This window comes from Candidatus Kryptonium sp., assembly GCA_025060635.1.
Classification (GTDB): Bacteria; Bacteroidota; Ignavibacteria; order Kryptoniales; family Kryptoniaceae; genus Kryptonium.
Window position 1 is genome coordinate 18,192 of record JANXBN010000004.1, and the last position, 15,581, is coordinate 33,772.

The following is a 15,581-nucleotide window of genomic DNA, read 5'->3' on the forward strand; positions in this document are numbered from 1 at the left end:
TTTCTATTTAGAAATGACTGAGAACGAAAAAGTTAGGAATACAAGTGCTGACGAAGAGATGAAATCTGTTGAACAATCTGCTTCGGAAGCAAAGACGGACGAAAGTTCAAACTCCACTGTTGGAACTGAAACTTTAGATGAATTAACCTTGCTTAAAATTGAAAACGAAAACCTGAGAAAAGAGATTGATGAATATAAAGATAGGCTTTTAAGAAGAGTAGCCGAGTTTGAGAACTATAAAAAACGGCTTGAGGCTGATTTTGCAAATTCTGTAAAGTATGCAAACGAAAAACTCCTGCTTGAGATTTTACCTATCGTTGATGATCTTGAGCGATCACTTTCAAGCGGAAAAGAGAAACCAGATTTTGACTCATTTTATCAAGGTGTTAAGATGATTTATACAAAATTGTTGAAAGTGCTTGAGCTTCATGGGGTTAAACCATTTGAATCCATTGGAAAACCTTTTGATGTTTATTATCACGAGGCATTGTTAAGAATCCCGAGAAATGATGTGCCCCCAAATACAGTGATTGATGAAGTTGAACGTGGTTATATGTATTACGATAAAGTGTTGCGCCATGCGAAAGTTATTGTTTCAAGCCCTGTAGAAGATTCGGAGAAGAAAGAAGGAAACGAAAAAGATAGTGGACTTAAAACCGATTTCAGCGACGATCACAGAGAAATTTAAAATTTGTAATTTATCATAGATGCCAAAGAAAGATTATTATGAAATACTTGGGGTTTCCAGGAACGCAACTCAAGAGGAGATAAAGCGAGCTTATAGAAAGCTCGCAATGGAATATCATCCAGACCGAAATCCAGGAAATAAAGAAGCCGAAGAGAAGTTTAAGGAAATAACAGAAGCTTATCAAATTTTGAGCGATCCTGAGAAACGCAAAAGATATGATATGTATGGTCATTCTGGAATAAGTGAAAGCGATTATATACATTTTACAGATGTTCACGATATATTTGATGTTTTTAGAGATATTTTTGATTCGTTTAGTGGTGGATTTTTTGATGATTTTTGGGGAACGAGGACTCGCACGCAAAGAACTCAAAGGGGAATCCCTGGGTCTGATAGGAAATTGAAGTTAAAGTTAACACTTGATGAAATTGCTACAGGCACTAAGAAGAAGATAAAAATTAAACATTTCAAAACATGTGAAGCTTGCGGTGGAACTGGCGCAAAATCAAGGAGTGGATATACTACATGTCCCGTTTGTAACGGTTCTGGTGAGGTGAAACAAGTTCGCCGTTCATTTTTCGGACAGATGGTTACGATTACGACATGTTCAAATTGTGGAGGAGAGGGGAAAGTAATAAAAGAGCCTTGCAATGTTTGCGGCGGTGAAGGAAGAGTTTACGGTGAAAGTGTGATTGATATTGATATACCAGCTGGGGTAAGAGAAAAAAATTATTTAACACTTCGTGGTTATGGAGATGCTGGAATAAGAGGTGGAACACCAGGCGATTTGATAATTATAATTGAAGAAGAACCACATCCGCTTTTCACAAGGAAAGGTAATGATATTTATTACACGCTTTTGATAAGTTTCCCAGAGGCAGTGCTTGGAACCGAGGTTGATATACCATATATAAATGGAAGTTTGAAAGTTAAAATTGAACCTGGAACACCTTCAGGGAAAGAGATAAGACTGAAGGGCAAAGGGTTGCCATCTGTTGATGGAAATTCAAGAGGCGACTTTGTTGTTAGAATTGAAATATGGGTGCCTAATAAGGTCACCGCATCTGAAAAAGAACTTTTGCAAAAACTTTTGAAAGAAGGACAAAATATAAAACCGAATGTTGAAAAGAAAGTAAGTTGATCGCTGGATTTAAATCGTATTAGGGGGTATTATTTTAATTCGCTGAGTAGAGAAATAAATTTGTGGGAATTTTTAAAATCACCTTGAAATTTTAAAAAAACGCTTGACAAACAATTTTGGATTTATTATATTTTGGTTGAGGCTTAATCATCCCCCGTTTCCTTTCCCGCCGGGATCGCTGGCGTGTGTCCCCGAGCGCCAGCGGTCTTTTTTATTTTAAGCTAAAATTTGTGAAGTTTAGAATTTTCCTACCTTTGATAGCAAGTTGAAAAGAATGGGGAATTTTGCTATTTTTAAATTGCAAAAAAATTCACCTCGGAGACCGGAATGACTGAAAAGTTTGAAATTTGGGACGCTCATGTGCATTTTTTTTCGTTTAATTTTTTTAAAACCTTGATAAAAATTAAAGGTGGGGAAGCAAGATTAAATGATGAATTTGCTATTCTCAAAGAAAGATACGGCATTGAAACGCCACCTGTAAGCCCAGTTCAACTTGCAAGAAGATGGATTGAAGAGATGGGAAAGTATGGTATCTCAAAAATTGTTCTCTTTGCAAGCATCCCAGAAGATGCACTTTCGGTATCTACTGCCTTAGCTGCTTTTCCAGATAAGTTTATCGGTTTTTTTACTTTAAATCCGCTATCAGAGAATGTTGATTTAGAGATAAAACGCGCCGTTGAAAACATGGGTATGAAAGGAATTCTACTATTTCCCGCACTTTACCATATCCATGTTAATGATGAATTACTTGAAAGAGTTTACATCATCGCGGAGGAATATCGTTTGGTTATTTTCACACATTTTGGAATTTTAAAAATGCCAGTTCGTGAAGCTATAGGTTTACGAGATCAAATAGATATATCTTATGCTAATCCAACGGATCTTCACAGAGTGGCGGTAAGACATCCAGATATTAGCTTTATAATTCCTCACTTTGGTGCTGGCTATTTTCAGGAACTTCTAATGCTTGGTGTGCAATGTAAAAATGTTTATGTTGATACATCAGGTTCAAATTCATGGATAAGAATTCTACCATATAAAATTGATCTCAAAACTGTATTCGCAAAGACCATTGATATCTTTGGAGTTGATAGAATTATATTCGGGACGGATAGTGGAGTTTTCCCACGAGGTTATAGGGTTGACATATTGAATCAGCAGTTGGAGATACTCAATGATCTTGGTTTATCAGATTCAGAAACTCAAAAAATTTTATCTGGAAATCTCAAGCGTTTACTTGGCTTCGTTGAAGAAAAGTTTGATTCGGTGAAAACGGAACAAAATTTTTAATCTCATTGTTACTTAATTGTGAAAAATAAGCAATTGATTTAAAGATTGAGGCAACGGAAGTTATACATACTGTTAACTTTGTTGATTTATCTTGTTGGAATTGTATACGCTGGTTTTAATTTTCATCTGCATTTTAATCCAGAAGCAAAGCAGATAAACGAGCACAACTGCTCAAACCATGAATATCACCATGATTTAAGTGCTGAGTTTGCTTGTTTCGTTTCACATTCAAATTCATTTTATATTTTCGTAAGCGAGCATAAATTAACTTTATTAACTTCGCTATCGCAATCATTTATTCTTGAGGATTTAGTTCTACTCAAGTCGTTGTCGTTTCTTACCATATCAAAACGTGCCCCGCCCATTTTCTAATTTCCTGCGCTAATTTTTGAGTTTTTTACCTTATCTTTGTTTTTAAAATTTTTTTAAAACTAAAGCATAATAGTGCCATGAGAACGATTTTCGTCTTTCTGTTAATTTTTGGGTTTTATACCGATCTATTTACACAAGGAAAAATAAGCGGAAAAGTTGTGGATAAATCAAGTGGCGAACCATTGCCAGCAGCGGACATTCATTTAGTAGAATTGAAAAGAGGAACAATTACGAAAAGCGATGGAACCTTTATCATTGATAATGTCCCCGAGGGTAGATATACAATTGAGGTAAGCTACATTGGCTATAAAAAGTTTCGTCAAATTATTGACATTAAAAATGGAAAAGATGTTGAATTTAAAATTGAGCTTGAGCAAACAGTTATATCGCTTCCAAGTGTTGTTGTGACGGGGACTATGTATGAAAAAAGTGTCTTTGAGATACATCAACCTGTTGCAGTGCTTGATGAAGATAAGATTGGTTTGAGATTAAGTGATAACATAGCGAAAACGCTTTCATATGAGCCTGGGGTAAATCTTGAATATAATGGTTTCGTCGGTAGACCAGTGATCCGTGGATTAACTGGAACGAGAATTCTCATACTTGACAATGGAATTAGAATTGGTGATGCTTCTGATTTAACACCTGATCATGCGATTTCCTTTGAGCCAAGTGGAATAGAAAGAATAGAAATAATTCGCGGTCCGGTGAGTTTGTTTTACGGTGTTAATTCTGTTGGTGGGGTAATAAATATAATCTCTGAGGATATCCCAAGGACGGTGCATGATAAGTTAAGAGGTTCATTGAGATTATTTGGTTCAAGTGTGAATACAGCTTTAGCTGGATCAGGGGCATTTGATTATGGGATTAAAAATTTTTCGTTAAGAGGTGAATTTGGATATAGAAAAAGTGGAGAGATAAAAACTCCGAAAATGAAACTTGAAAATACGAATGCAAACAATCTAACATCTTCGCTCGGATTGGCATATCACACAAAAGATATTAGCGTTGGCTTTGGATTCAGAAACTTCAGCGGTGAATATGGTATACCAATAGTTCACGATGAACATCACGAAGACGAGGAACATCATCACCATCATCCAAAATTTGAAATTGTTAGAAACAAATTCACATTTAAAACTGATCTCGCACCGAAAATAGAAAAAATTCAAGGGATTGAATTAATTGCGAATTATACCAGCTACGATCACAAGGAAATTGAAGAGCATCACGATGAGATTGCGACTCGCATAAAAATAGGGACGACAAATGTTGATTTGAAAGTAAGGCATGATAAAGTTGGTATTTTTTCGGGAATGATTGGCGCAAGTTTTATGCACCAAAATTATAATACTGTTGGGGAAGAAAAATTTTTCGCTGACGCAACGCTTTATCTTGGTTCATTGATTATGTATGAGGAATTTGAGATTAACAAATTCGCTTTACGAGCTGGTTTAAGATATGATTTTGCACAGGTTAAGTCAAAGAAGTTTGAGAACTTGCCAGCTTATGATAAAAGGTTTAACGCTTTTTCAAGCTCGGCTGGGCTTGTTTATAAACTTTCGGAGCCATTGGCTTTGTCATTTAATTTCTCACGCGGTTTTAGGATACCTGCTCTTCAGGAGCTTTTCGCATATGGCCCTCATCTCGGGACTATGAGCTTTGAAGTTGGAAATCCGAATTTGAAAATAGAGACATCAAACGAATTTAATCTCTCACTTAGATTGCTTACGGAAAAGGCAAACTTTGAGGTTTCAAGTTTTGTAAACTACATTGATAACTACATTTATCCGAAAGCAACAGGTGAAGTTGATACAGTTTCTGATTTACCTATTTACAAGTATTCATCAACGAATTCTATTTTGCGCGGATTTGAGATGAAATTTGAATACGAGATGTTCAAAAACCTTAACACTTCGTTACTTGTTGATTATGTTGAAGGTAGAAAGAGAGATGTAAAAGAATATCTGCCTTTGATCCCTCCGTTGAGAGCAATTGCCAATGTTGAATATAGAACTGGAAAGTATAATTTTGGATTTGAGATCAAAGCTGTTTCATCTCAAAATAAACTTGCACCGGGAGAAACTAAAACTCCTGGCTACGCGATTTTGAATTTACATTTTGGATTGAGGTTAGCTTCTATGGGTCTTGCGCATGAGATAAATCTAAATGTTGAAAATGTAACGAATAAAACTTACTACGATCACCTATCAAGAATTAAAAACCGCGTTCCAATGCCTGGTAGAAATATAGTCTTGGTTTATCATCTTTTGTTTTAATCATTTTTAACTTTTCGGGGAAGCGGGCTCTTGCCCGCTTTCTGTTTTTTAGTTAAATTTAATCAAAAAAGCTCCGGAAAATATGGCTCAAAAATTCGCAACCGCTATTAATTGCATGGACGGAAGAACTCAAATTCCAGTAACTGAATGGCTCAAGGAAAATTACAAAGTTGATTATGTTGATATGATAACAGAACCAGGACCAGATGGTGTGTTATCAAAAAACATTGATAATCAGATTATAGAATCGTTAAGAAGAAAAGCAGAGATCTCGGCTTATAAGCACAATTCAAAAATCATTGTGATAGCAGGACATCACGATTGCGCAGGAAATCCAGTTGATAAAGATACTCACATAAATCAAATCAAACTCTCCGTCCAAACAATCAAATCCTGGGGCTTACCTTTTGAAAAAGTTATAGGATTGTGGGTTAATGAAAACTGGGAGATTGAAAAGGTAATAGAGATATAAAAATTTTGTAACTTTCCGCCTGTTCCCGCCGTATTAATCTATTGATCTTTAATTAAAAAAATTACGGTGCGACAGTGAGCAGAATACTACTCGCTTTTTTGCTTACCCTTGCCCAACTTGTGAATTCACAAAACGAATTCATATTAAGGGCTATTAAAATTGATGGCGAGATCAAAATTGATGGGAAACTTGACGAGAAGTTTTGGGAGCAGGCGGAAAGAGTTGATTTAAAATATGAAATCCAGATCACAGATAATGAACCATCTGCTCAAAAGACAATTGCAATGGCTCTTTACGATAGCGAAAATCTTTATTTCGGTTTTATTTGTTATGATTCAAATCCAAGCGAAATAAGAGCACATATAACCGACAGGGATAGAATATGGGAAGATGATTTTGTTATTTTGATAATTGATACATACGGAGATAATCAAAATGCGTATGAATTTGCTGTTAACCCTTATGGGATTCAAGGTGATGCAATGCGCGTTGGAAATTCAGAAAACATAACTTTTGATTTTGTGTGGCACTCTGCCGGAACAATTGTTGATTCTGGATGGACGGTTGAAATCGCAATTCCATTTAAAAGTTTAAGGTTTCCGAGGGAGAAACAGGAATGGAATATATTAATTGGAAGAAATTATCCACGCAAGAGTAGATTTATTTTCTCTTGGACCCCGGTTGATAAAAACAATCCTTGTCTCCTTTGTCAAGGTGGCAGGTTAGTAGGCATTGAGGGAATAACTTCATCAAAGTTCGTTGAGTTTTTACCTTATGTGATGGGTTATCAATCTGGCTTTATCAGAGATTACAATGATCCATCGCTTGGGTTTAAAAATGAAAAGGTAAAGGCAAGAGCTGGAGCAGGACTTAAACTTTCACCAAATCCAGAACTAACGATTGAGGGTGTTTTAAATCCTGACTTCAGTCAAGTTGAATCCGATGCTTATCAAATAAGCGTGAATACCACCTTTGCTCTTTACTACCCTGAGAAAAGACCATTTTTCCTTGAAGGAGCAGAGATTTTTCAAACTCCTTTAAGAGTGTTTTATTCAAGAATGATAAATAAACCCATCTTTGCGTTTAAACTAAAGCAAAAGTCAAACGGTGTAACAATTGCTTATTTGTCTTCGCTTGATGAGAAAACACCTTTTATAATTCCTGGTGAAGAGAGAAGTTCAACTGTTCCAACTGGATTAAAATCGTTCGTAAATGTCGGAAGATTAAGATATGATTTTGGGGAGCAATCTTATGCGGGTTTGCTTTTTACGGCAAGAAATTTGACGGGTTCTTATAATTATGTCGGCGGAGTTGATTGGAATTATTTTTTCTGGAAAAATTATTATTTCAAAGGTCAAATTCTTTACAATATCACAAGGGAAGTAAATAATCCCAACCTTTTCTCAAGCGGAAGAAAATTTGGAAACACGAATTATGATGCCGGATTCAACGGCGAGAGATATTTTGGAAATCTCGTATATTTAGAATTTTTGAGGAGCACAAAACATCATTCGCTTGAAATTTCATATCGTGATATTTCGCCAACTTTTCAACCTCATCTTGGGTTTATCACAGCAAATAATATAAGGCAAGTGGAAATAGAAAATCAGTTCACATTTTATCCGAAAAACTCAATTATTGATATTGCTTTCGTGTTCATTGAAGGCGGACTTAAATTTAATTACTTTGGAACAAGAAAGGAAAATTGGATATTATTTGGGTTCGGTGGTCAACTTAAAAGTCAAACGAATGTGTTTGTGGGATTTCTTCCCGTAAATGACGAAATTTTTGGGGGTCGCAAATTTGAAAGGATTCACAGGGTTTTTGTGAATGTTTATTCTGTTCCGTATAAGTTTTTAACGATATCGTTGAATGGTGAATATGGTCGTAAAATTTATCGCACCATTGATCCGAAACTTGGGTTCGGTTGGGACTTAAATGTTTCTCTTAAACTTAAACCAACCGAAAAAATTGAAATTTCAGCGTGGTATGCACAAGCGAAATTGAGGGATGAGAAAACAAATGAATTGTTTTATTATGGATATGTCACAGGTCTTGTCGGAATTTATCAGTTTAATCCAAACTTGTTTTTAAGGTTGATAACTCAATATGATTCTTTCAGTGGTTCAATTCAAGCTTTCCCGCTGTTAAGCTTTAAATTGAATCCGTTTACGATTTTTTATATCGGTTCAACTGTTAATATGCTTGATTTCGGAGGGATTTATGGTGTTAAGCAGACGAGCAGGGAGTTTTTCTTGAAAATACAGTATCTATTTAGGAATTAATATCTTGAGCTAACTTCAACGCCGTTTTCGGGCGAGGTCACATAGATTTTCAATTTTCTCCCAAAAAGTTTTAAAAATTCTTCGGATATAATTCTTATCGCCTCGCCTGTTTTTTCTTTCAAACTTATCACAACTGCTCCCGAGCCGGTTCCGAAAAGCTTTGCTCCTACGACTCCATCAATTGTTGCAGATATATCAACTATTGCGTCAATCTCTGGGGTGCTGAAATCATAATCGTTTCTTAAACTCAAATGAGAGTCAAACATTAATTTCCCGACAAGCGATAGATTGTGTCGCCTTAACGCAATGACGAAGTTTAATGTGCGTTCATTTTCCCCAACAATGTATCGTATCCTGTTCATTGAATTTTTCTCAATGAAACCTGAGTATTTTTTCAATTCATCAAATGTGAGAGAGCGAATGGAGTTAATTTGTGGGTTTAAGCTTGATATTACATCAAGTGCATCCTTGCATTCTTTTGCTTTTTTCATAAATTCAGATATTGCGTTCTCATTTCTTTTCCCAGTGTCTATGATTAAAATTTTAAGTCCTTTTGATATAGGGGCATACTCGTGCTTGAAGGTTCTGCAATCAATTAAAATACCAGTATCGTTAAGTGCGAACGCGGATGCCATGAAGTCATAGATATTTTCGTAAGATTCAGTTAAAAATTTCCCAACTTTTTCGCACATATGAAGTAAATCAATATCATCAATTTGAATGTTCTGGATATGTCTAACTCCAAATGACAAAGCAACAATAGTTGAAGATATATCTCCGATATCTGAATTTTGTGGAATGTCGGTTGCTATGCATATGTTAAGTCCAGAAATATCATAACCACTATCAATGAAAGATTTTAAAACCACTTTTATTGGGGTTATCCATTCGTTTTTTTCAATTTTGTCAAGTGATTTTTTTGAGAAGATTTCAATTGCAAATCTCCGATCGGAATAGACAACGAACTTTTCATCGGTTCTTGAGGATAAACTTACATATGTCCTACGATTTACTGCTACGGAGAAGAGGAAACCGGCCCCGTGGTATGTATGCTCCCCCATAAGGTTTATTCTTCCAGGTGCGGAGCTAACAACTTCTGGCTTTTCGTAAAAGATTGAGTTATGGAGTGAATCAATCATTTTTAACTATGTAGGACTTATTTTTTGCTTTATATTTTGAAGTTGTGTCCACATTAAATTTATAAGTTCTTTTAATCCTTCGCCAGTTACAGCCGATATTTTAACAACAGGTATGTTGTCTTCAAATTTTATTTTGTCAAGTTTTTTTCTCAACTTTTCATCTGCTAAATCCATTTTGGTTATTGCCACGATCCTTGGCTTTTCAATCAAAACTTGCGAAAAAGATCTCATTTCATTCAAAAGCGTTTGGTAATCTTTTACGGGATTGGGGCTTATGCATTCAATCATAATCACGATGATTTTCGTTCTCTCAATATGTTTTAGGAATTGTATTCCAAGCCCTTTTCCTAAGTGTGCACCTTCTATAAGCCCTGGCATATCAGCAACGACGAAGCTTTTGAATTCATCATATTTAACGATCCCAAGGTTCGGCTGAAGCGTTGTAAACGGATAATCGGCGATTTTTGGTTTCGCAGCTGAAATTTTTGAGATAAGTGTTGATTTCCCAACATTGGGAAATCCGACGAGCCCTACATCTGCGATGAGTTTAAGTTCAAGTTCAATTTCTTTTTCTTCACCTTTCTCTCCTTTTTCCGCAAATCTCGGGGCTCTATTTGTTGGTGTTGCAAATCTTGCGTTTCCTCTTCCTCCTTTTCCACCGCGAGCAACTATAACTTCATCCCCATCATTTATAAGATCGGCTATTATCTGGCCAGTTTCGGCATTTTTAACAACAGTTCCGCAAGGTACAAGTAAAATTATATCTTCACCATCTTTACCATGTTGGTTTTTCCCTCGTCCGTGTTCTCCATTTTCCGCTTTGTAGAATGTTTTATATTTGTAATCAAGCAAAGTAGATAAATTTTTGCTTGCTCGGATGATAACATCTCCACCTTTTCCGCCATCTCCGCCGTCTGGACCACCTTTGGGGACATATTTTTCTCTCCTGAAACTTACACAACCGTTTCCACCGTCGCCAGCTTTTACATATATTTTTGCGTAATCTATCAGAAGCATACTATCTTATTCCCTGAAAATATCTTCTGTAAACAAAATCAGTAAACTCAACAGCTTCATCCGAGTATGGATCAATTTCATATGTTATGAAAATTGAATCAATAAAAGCTGAGGCCTCCTTCCAATTGTCAATTGAGTTTAATTTGCTTATCGCTTCTCTAAACTTTTCTTCATCCCGTTTAAAAATTTTTTTAACGAATTTCTCCTTGCTCCGTTGATCAAGCAATGTATTAAGATCAGGAAGTTTGGTTTCTACTTTTGAGTCAGGTTTTGATTCAATCGGTTCAAAATCTTCAACTTTTTCTTCTGGTTTAATTACTGGTATTTCGGTTTTTTGATCAAAATATGAAGTTGAAACTTGATCTTGGGTGGATTCTTCAATAATTGACGGTTTTAAAACTCTTTTCAAAATGATCTCAAGATCGGATTCGGCAAATTTCGTTCTGCCGTGCAAATCTTTTTCAAGTTCAATTTCTTTGACGACATTTTCAAGCCCTTTATCAGCGAAGAAGATCATTAAAGCCTCAGCTGGCACTAAATTTAGGTCATTGGCAAATTTAAAAAGTTTAAAAACTGGCTCCGTTATTGAAAGCATTTCGCTTAGTGGAACATTTTTGAACACTTCTTCATCTATTTTTCGCAACATCTTTTTAAAAAAGTCAACTTTTACCTCGTTTGAGTGGTATTTTTCAAGGATTTTAGTTATTAATTTTTTGTAGTATGGATATTCATTGATGTTTGATAGCGAATCAAAAATTTGCTCGGTAGTTTTGACCTCATCGTTTTTGAAAATTATCTTCGTGAGCGTCCATTCAGGTCTGATGACAAAGTTTAGCGAGAATCTTGATGCTTTATCAACAGCGTTTTCAAACTCTGAATATGTGAAAAGCAATGAGTTTTTAAGCGTGGTTGTTAACTTTTTTCTTGTAGAGATCAAATCTGGATTATTTTGATCAAATCGTTTGGAGTAGAGCGAATTCAAAACTTCTTCAATAATGATTCTCTCAGCGAATATGTTGAAGTAGTCCTTCACCGATTGAGGTATTTCCCATCTCATTATTTCGGTAAGTTGAATTTGATCTCTTCCAAGTGCGTTGGTGAGAATTTTTTGTTTTATGTTTTGAATTTCTTTTTCAAACATTTTTGCACCAGATTTTTTATTGTTTCAAAAGTGATCTTACGCGCTCAATTTCTTTTTGTGCGCCCGCCTTGAAAATCGGATCAATCCCCGGTCTATCAATAATTTGTTGATACATATTGATAGCTTGATCATATTTTCTCATTTTTTCATATGATTGACCAGCCATATAAAACGCATTTGCTGTCCAGTCAATTTTCGTTTTCTTCGTGACGAGATATGGGACTTTTAAAAATTCAAGTATCGCCTGCTCGTAATCCCCTTTGTAGTATAGTGCTTCGCCAATATAGTAGTGAAGTTCTGCTTCAAGGTTTTTGTCCGCTTCTTCAAGAAGCTTTTGAAAATACGACAAAGCAAGATCGTAATTACCAAGCATTTGATACATCACACCGATTTTTATTCTCTTGTCCATTACATCGTCCGCGTTTGGAAACTTTTCAATATATTTCCTTGCAAGTTCTATGGCAAGCTCATAATATCCAAGTTCTTCATAGCATGCAAGCAGGTTGCTCATGGCGGATTGCAAAACTTGGGGTTTTACGGCATTATCAACAACAAATCTATAGTAAATTGTTGCGGAATCGTATTTCTCAAGTTTGAAATATATGTTTCCAAGTGATAAATTGACTCTCAACCTTGTGTCTATATCCAACGGTTTCCTGTTAAGTTCAAGCATTATTTTAGTTGCAGATTCAATGTTTCCGTTATATTCTTCAATTTTTGCGAGCCAATACTGTGCAAGGTGTGCGAAGTTTGAGTTGGGGTAATTTTTTATGACCTCGTCAAAAGTTTTTTTCGCGTTTCCAAAATTTCTGTTTCTAAAGTAATAACCACCTAATTCAATCTGAAACTCCGCAAGATAATTTTTTATATCAAACTTTGAAAATGTTTGTTTAAACAAGTTAATGGACTTGTTTGCGTTATCAATATCGTTCATCCTAAAATAGCAAATTATAATCCTTGATTGAATTTTAATTTTATCGTTTTCGTTATCTGCGTTTTTAAGGGCGTCATTATATTTCTTGAGGGCATCTTCATATTTCTCCTCGTCAAAAAGCAAATCCGCTGATTCAAGTAAAGTTTTTCGTCCAAGAGAAGCATTAAATTTCCCAACCTTTTCAAGATAGTAAACTGCTTTCTCATTTAATCCTTCGGTTTTGTAGATATTTCCGAGAGCGTAGTAAGCTTCGCCAGCTAAAGGCAACATCGCTTGAAGCGTTATGCCTGGTGTTGGTTTTGGTGTTGAAATATAAAGTTTATAGTATTTCTTCGCATTTGTAAAGTCTCCAATCTTATGATATGCGGATGCGATTTTAAATAAAACTTCAGGTTTCCTTTCAAATTCGGGATATTCAGTGATAGAGATGTAGTTTTTGTATTCGCTTATTGATTTTAGATAATCGCTGGTCTCAAAGTAAACATCGGCGATTTTTAATTTAACATCTTTTGCGATGTCGGTATAAAAATAATTTTTTTCAATTTCGCGTAGGACATTTATTGCTTCGGCATAGTTCTTTAATTCCTTGTAAATTTGTGCGCGCAGGTCAAGAGCCCTTGCGTCGTAGGGAGATGGGGAATATCTTTGAATCAAAAGGTTTATATCTGACAGGGATTTTTGCTTTTCACCTGTTTTATAATATGCATAAGCTCTCTTGTAAAGAACTTCGGGGATTTGGTTCTGGTTGAATCTGTTGAAATTGTCAGAGGAAATTTTTATAATCTCATTCCAATTTTGATTTGCAAAGTGAAAGTTTAATATCTCAATGATGAAGAAAGTATAAAATCGTGAGTTTTGATATTTGTTTTTGAAGTCCTCCGCAATTTTCTTTTTTTCTTCTTGATTTGAGTTGTAAGTTAAAACTTTATACAAGTAAAGAATGGCGGTGTCAGCTTTTTCTGGTTCAATTTGGGGTTTAAAGTTCAAGAATTTTTGAATTATGCTTACGGCCGAGTCAGTTTTTATCTTGTTTTCCAAAAATAGATTATACGCACAATTTGCGACTTGATAGTTTATGTACCACATAACCTTGGGCTCAAAATTTCCTGCGGACAACGCAAGGTTGTAGTATTTGAGGGCATTTGAGTAATCTTTCAATTTGAAATTGTAAAGGTCAGCAAGTTTAAGCAGTGTTTCATTTTTAGGCTTATTATTCAAGATATCACCAATAATTTCTGCGATTGATGCTATGTGTTCCGATTGATCGGTTATTTGAAATCTTTTTAGCATTTCAATTTTGTTCAATGCATCGTCGTATAATTCAGATGAGCTATAGTTTTTGATCAAAGTTTCAAAGCTTGAAATTGCATCGGTTGCGTCGCCAAGCTTCATATAACAAAGCCCGATGTGATATATTGCTTCATCTGCATATCTATTTTGTGGGAAACGATTTAGAAGGTCTGTGTAATAGAAAATTGCTCTTTTGTAATCGTTAAGTTTCTCTTCATAGAGCAAAGCAAGTTGGAAAATGACATATGGTGTTGATGTGCTTGTGGGGAATAGCTCAATGTGTTTTTTATAGAATTCAACGGCTTTAGCGAATTCACCAATCCGAGCAAAATTGGTTGCAAGATTGAGCAATGCGGTTGATTTTCTGACTGATGTTGTGTCGGAATTTATAACCTTGATATAAAATTCGTTTGCTTTTTGATAATTCAAAATTTTGTCAAATGCAATTGCGATGTTGAAATAAAATTCGGGATTCGTCTCAGATTCGGATAAGTTATTAAGAAGTTCAGTGTAGTGTTTTATTGCGTTTTGATAATCAGCGATGTTGAAGTAGTAATTAGCAAGCTGGAGTGTGATTTTTTGTTTTAAGTTTCGTATTTCCTCGGTAATGTTTGCATTTGAAATTATAGATTGGGCTTTGAGCATGTAATTTATTGCGTTTTCATATTCACCAAATTCAGATTGAATTTTCCCAAGTTCAAAATGCGCTGAAGCTGTTATCTCAGGGTTAAGTCCGCTTTGCGATGTGATTTGAAGAAGCTGTCTTTCAGCTTCTTCGCTTTTTCCAAGTTCAGAGTTAATTTTAGCAATGTTTAAAAGTGCTTTAAATTTTAGGTTTTTATCCTCAACCTCGTTTGAAATTTTTCGGTATTCAATTAGTGCTTTTTCATAGTTTCCTTCTTTAGTTAGAATTTCCGCCAGTTTAAATCTTGCTAAGTGAAAATGCTCACTTTCGGGATATTCTTGTATAAGTGCAAGCAAAACTTTTTTTGTGTTTTGTAAATCATTTGCCAGTTCAAAGTATTTCGCCGATTCTACAAGTGCTTTTGATGCTAATTGACTTTTGGGATAGAAAAGTTTTATCCTCTCAAATGCCGAACCTGCTTCTTTGTATTTTTTCAATTCAATAAAACATTCAGCAGATTTCCAGAGTGCTTCGGGTGCTTTTGGATGAGATGGTTTTGATAAAGCAAAGTCCTGAAGAATAGTTTGGGCATCCTCAAATTTTCGTAATTTGAAATATGACATCCCAAGGTAAAACTGTGCTTCAGGCGTTTGAGGGCTATTTGGATATGTGTCAATGAATTTTTTCAATTGTGAAATAGCGAGATCATAAAAACCTTCATTATAAAGATTTATTGCGAGCTTAAATTCAGCGTTTTCTTTCGTATCTTGAGAAAGTACTAAAGAAAAAACGAAGATTGACACCAGGGCTAAAAATAGAATTTTCCGCATCACAGTTTGAGTTTATTTTGATTTTCTGAAAAAATTTAACATTTATTTGAGTTTTAAGCAAAACATATCCGAGGTTTT

The 15,581-nt window shown here is 35.3% G+C and carries 10 protein-coding genes; 6 read left to right on the top strand and 4 right to left on the bottom strand.

The genetic code is table 11. The features are described 5' to 3' along the window. The first annotated feature begins 13 nt into the window (after window positions 1-13). The 6 genes from grpE (at window position 14) to NZ923_06670 (ending at window position 8,527) form a co-directional block, all read left to right on the top strand. Entirely contained in the window at window positions 14-688 is a 675-nt protein-coding gene (grpE, locus tag NZ923_06645) for a nucleotide exchange factor GrpE (GenBank protein ID MCS7229696.1), read from the top strand. 19 nt (window positions 689-707) lie between these two features. Then, the gene (dnaJ, locus tag NZ923_06650; GenBank protein ID MCS7229697.1) at window positions 708-1,829 is read left to right on the top strand and encodes a molecular chaperone DnaJ; all 1,122 of its coding nucleotides are present in this window, start codon (window positions 708-710) and stop codon (window positions 1,827-1,829) included. A gap of 327 nt (window positions 1,830-2,156) precedes the next feature. Then, window positions 2,157-3,119, top strand: a complete 963-nt coding sequence (locus NZ923_06655) for an amidohydrolase (protein MCS7229698.1) — start codon at window positions 2,157-2,159, stop codon at window positions 3,117-3,119. Between the two features lie 449 nt (window positions 3,120-3,568). Then, a complete protein-coding gene (locus NZ923_06660) occupies window positions 3,569-5,770 on the top strand; it encodes a TonB-dependent receptor (GenBank protein ID MCS7229699.1) in 2,202 nt (733 codons plus the stop codon). An 82-nt stretch (window positions 5,771-5,852) separates the two neighbouring features. Then, window positions 5,853-6,242 carry a hypothetical protein gene (locus tag NZ923_06665; GenBank protein MCS7229700.1) on the top strand — a complete coding sequence of 130 codons (390 nt, stop codon included), beginning with the start codon at window positions 5,853-5,855 and terminating at the stop codon, window positions 6,240-6,242. A 74-nt stretch (window positions 6,243-6,316) separates the two neighbouring features. Further along, complete coding sequence (locus tag NZ923_06670; protein MCS7229701.1) at window positions 6,317-8,527, top strand: carbohydrate binding family 9 domain-containing protein; 2,211 nt, start codon at window positions 6,317-6,319, stop codon at window positions 8,525-8,527. Here the strand turns inward: NZ923_06670 and NZ923_06675 are convergent. The 4 genes from NZ923_06675 to NZ923_06690 are packed head-to-tail and all read right to left on the bottom strand — an operon-like array spanning window position 8,524 to window position 15,476. Further along, window positions 8,524-9,666 (bottom strand): hypothetical protein, encoded by a 1,143-nt coding sequence (locus NZ923_06675; GenBank protein ID MCS7229702.1) that lies wholly within the window; start codon window positions 9,664-9,666, stop codon window positions 8,524-8,526. The genes NZ923_06670 and NZ923_06675 overlap by 4 nt on opposite strands. A 6-nt stretch (window positions 9,667-9,672) precedes the next feature. After that, the gene (gene obgE, locus NZ923_06680) at window positions 9,673-10,683 is read right to left on the bottom strand and encodes a GTPase ObgE (GenBank protein MCS7229703.1); all 1,011 of its coding nucleotides are present in this window, start codon (window positions 10,681-10,683) and stop codon (window positions 9,673-9,675) included. Window position 10,684: 1 nt separating this feature from the next. Then, window positions 10,685-11,824, bottom strand: a complete 1,140-nt coding sequence (locus NZ923_06685) for a hypothetical protein (GenBank protein MCS7229704.1) — start codon at window positions 11,822-11,824, stop codon at window positions 10,685-10,687. 16 nt (window positions 11,825-11,840) lie between these two features. Then, entirely contained in the window at window positions 11,841-15,476 is a 3,636-nt protein-coding gene (locus NZ923_06690; protein ID MCS7229705.1) for a tetratricopeptide repeat protein, read from the bottom strand. Window positions 15,477-15,581: the final 105 nt, after the last annotated feature.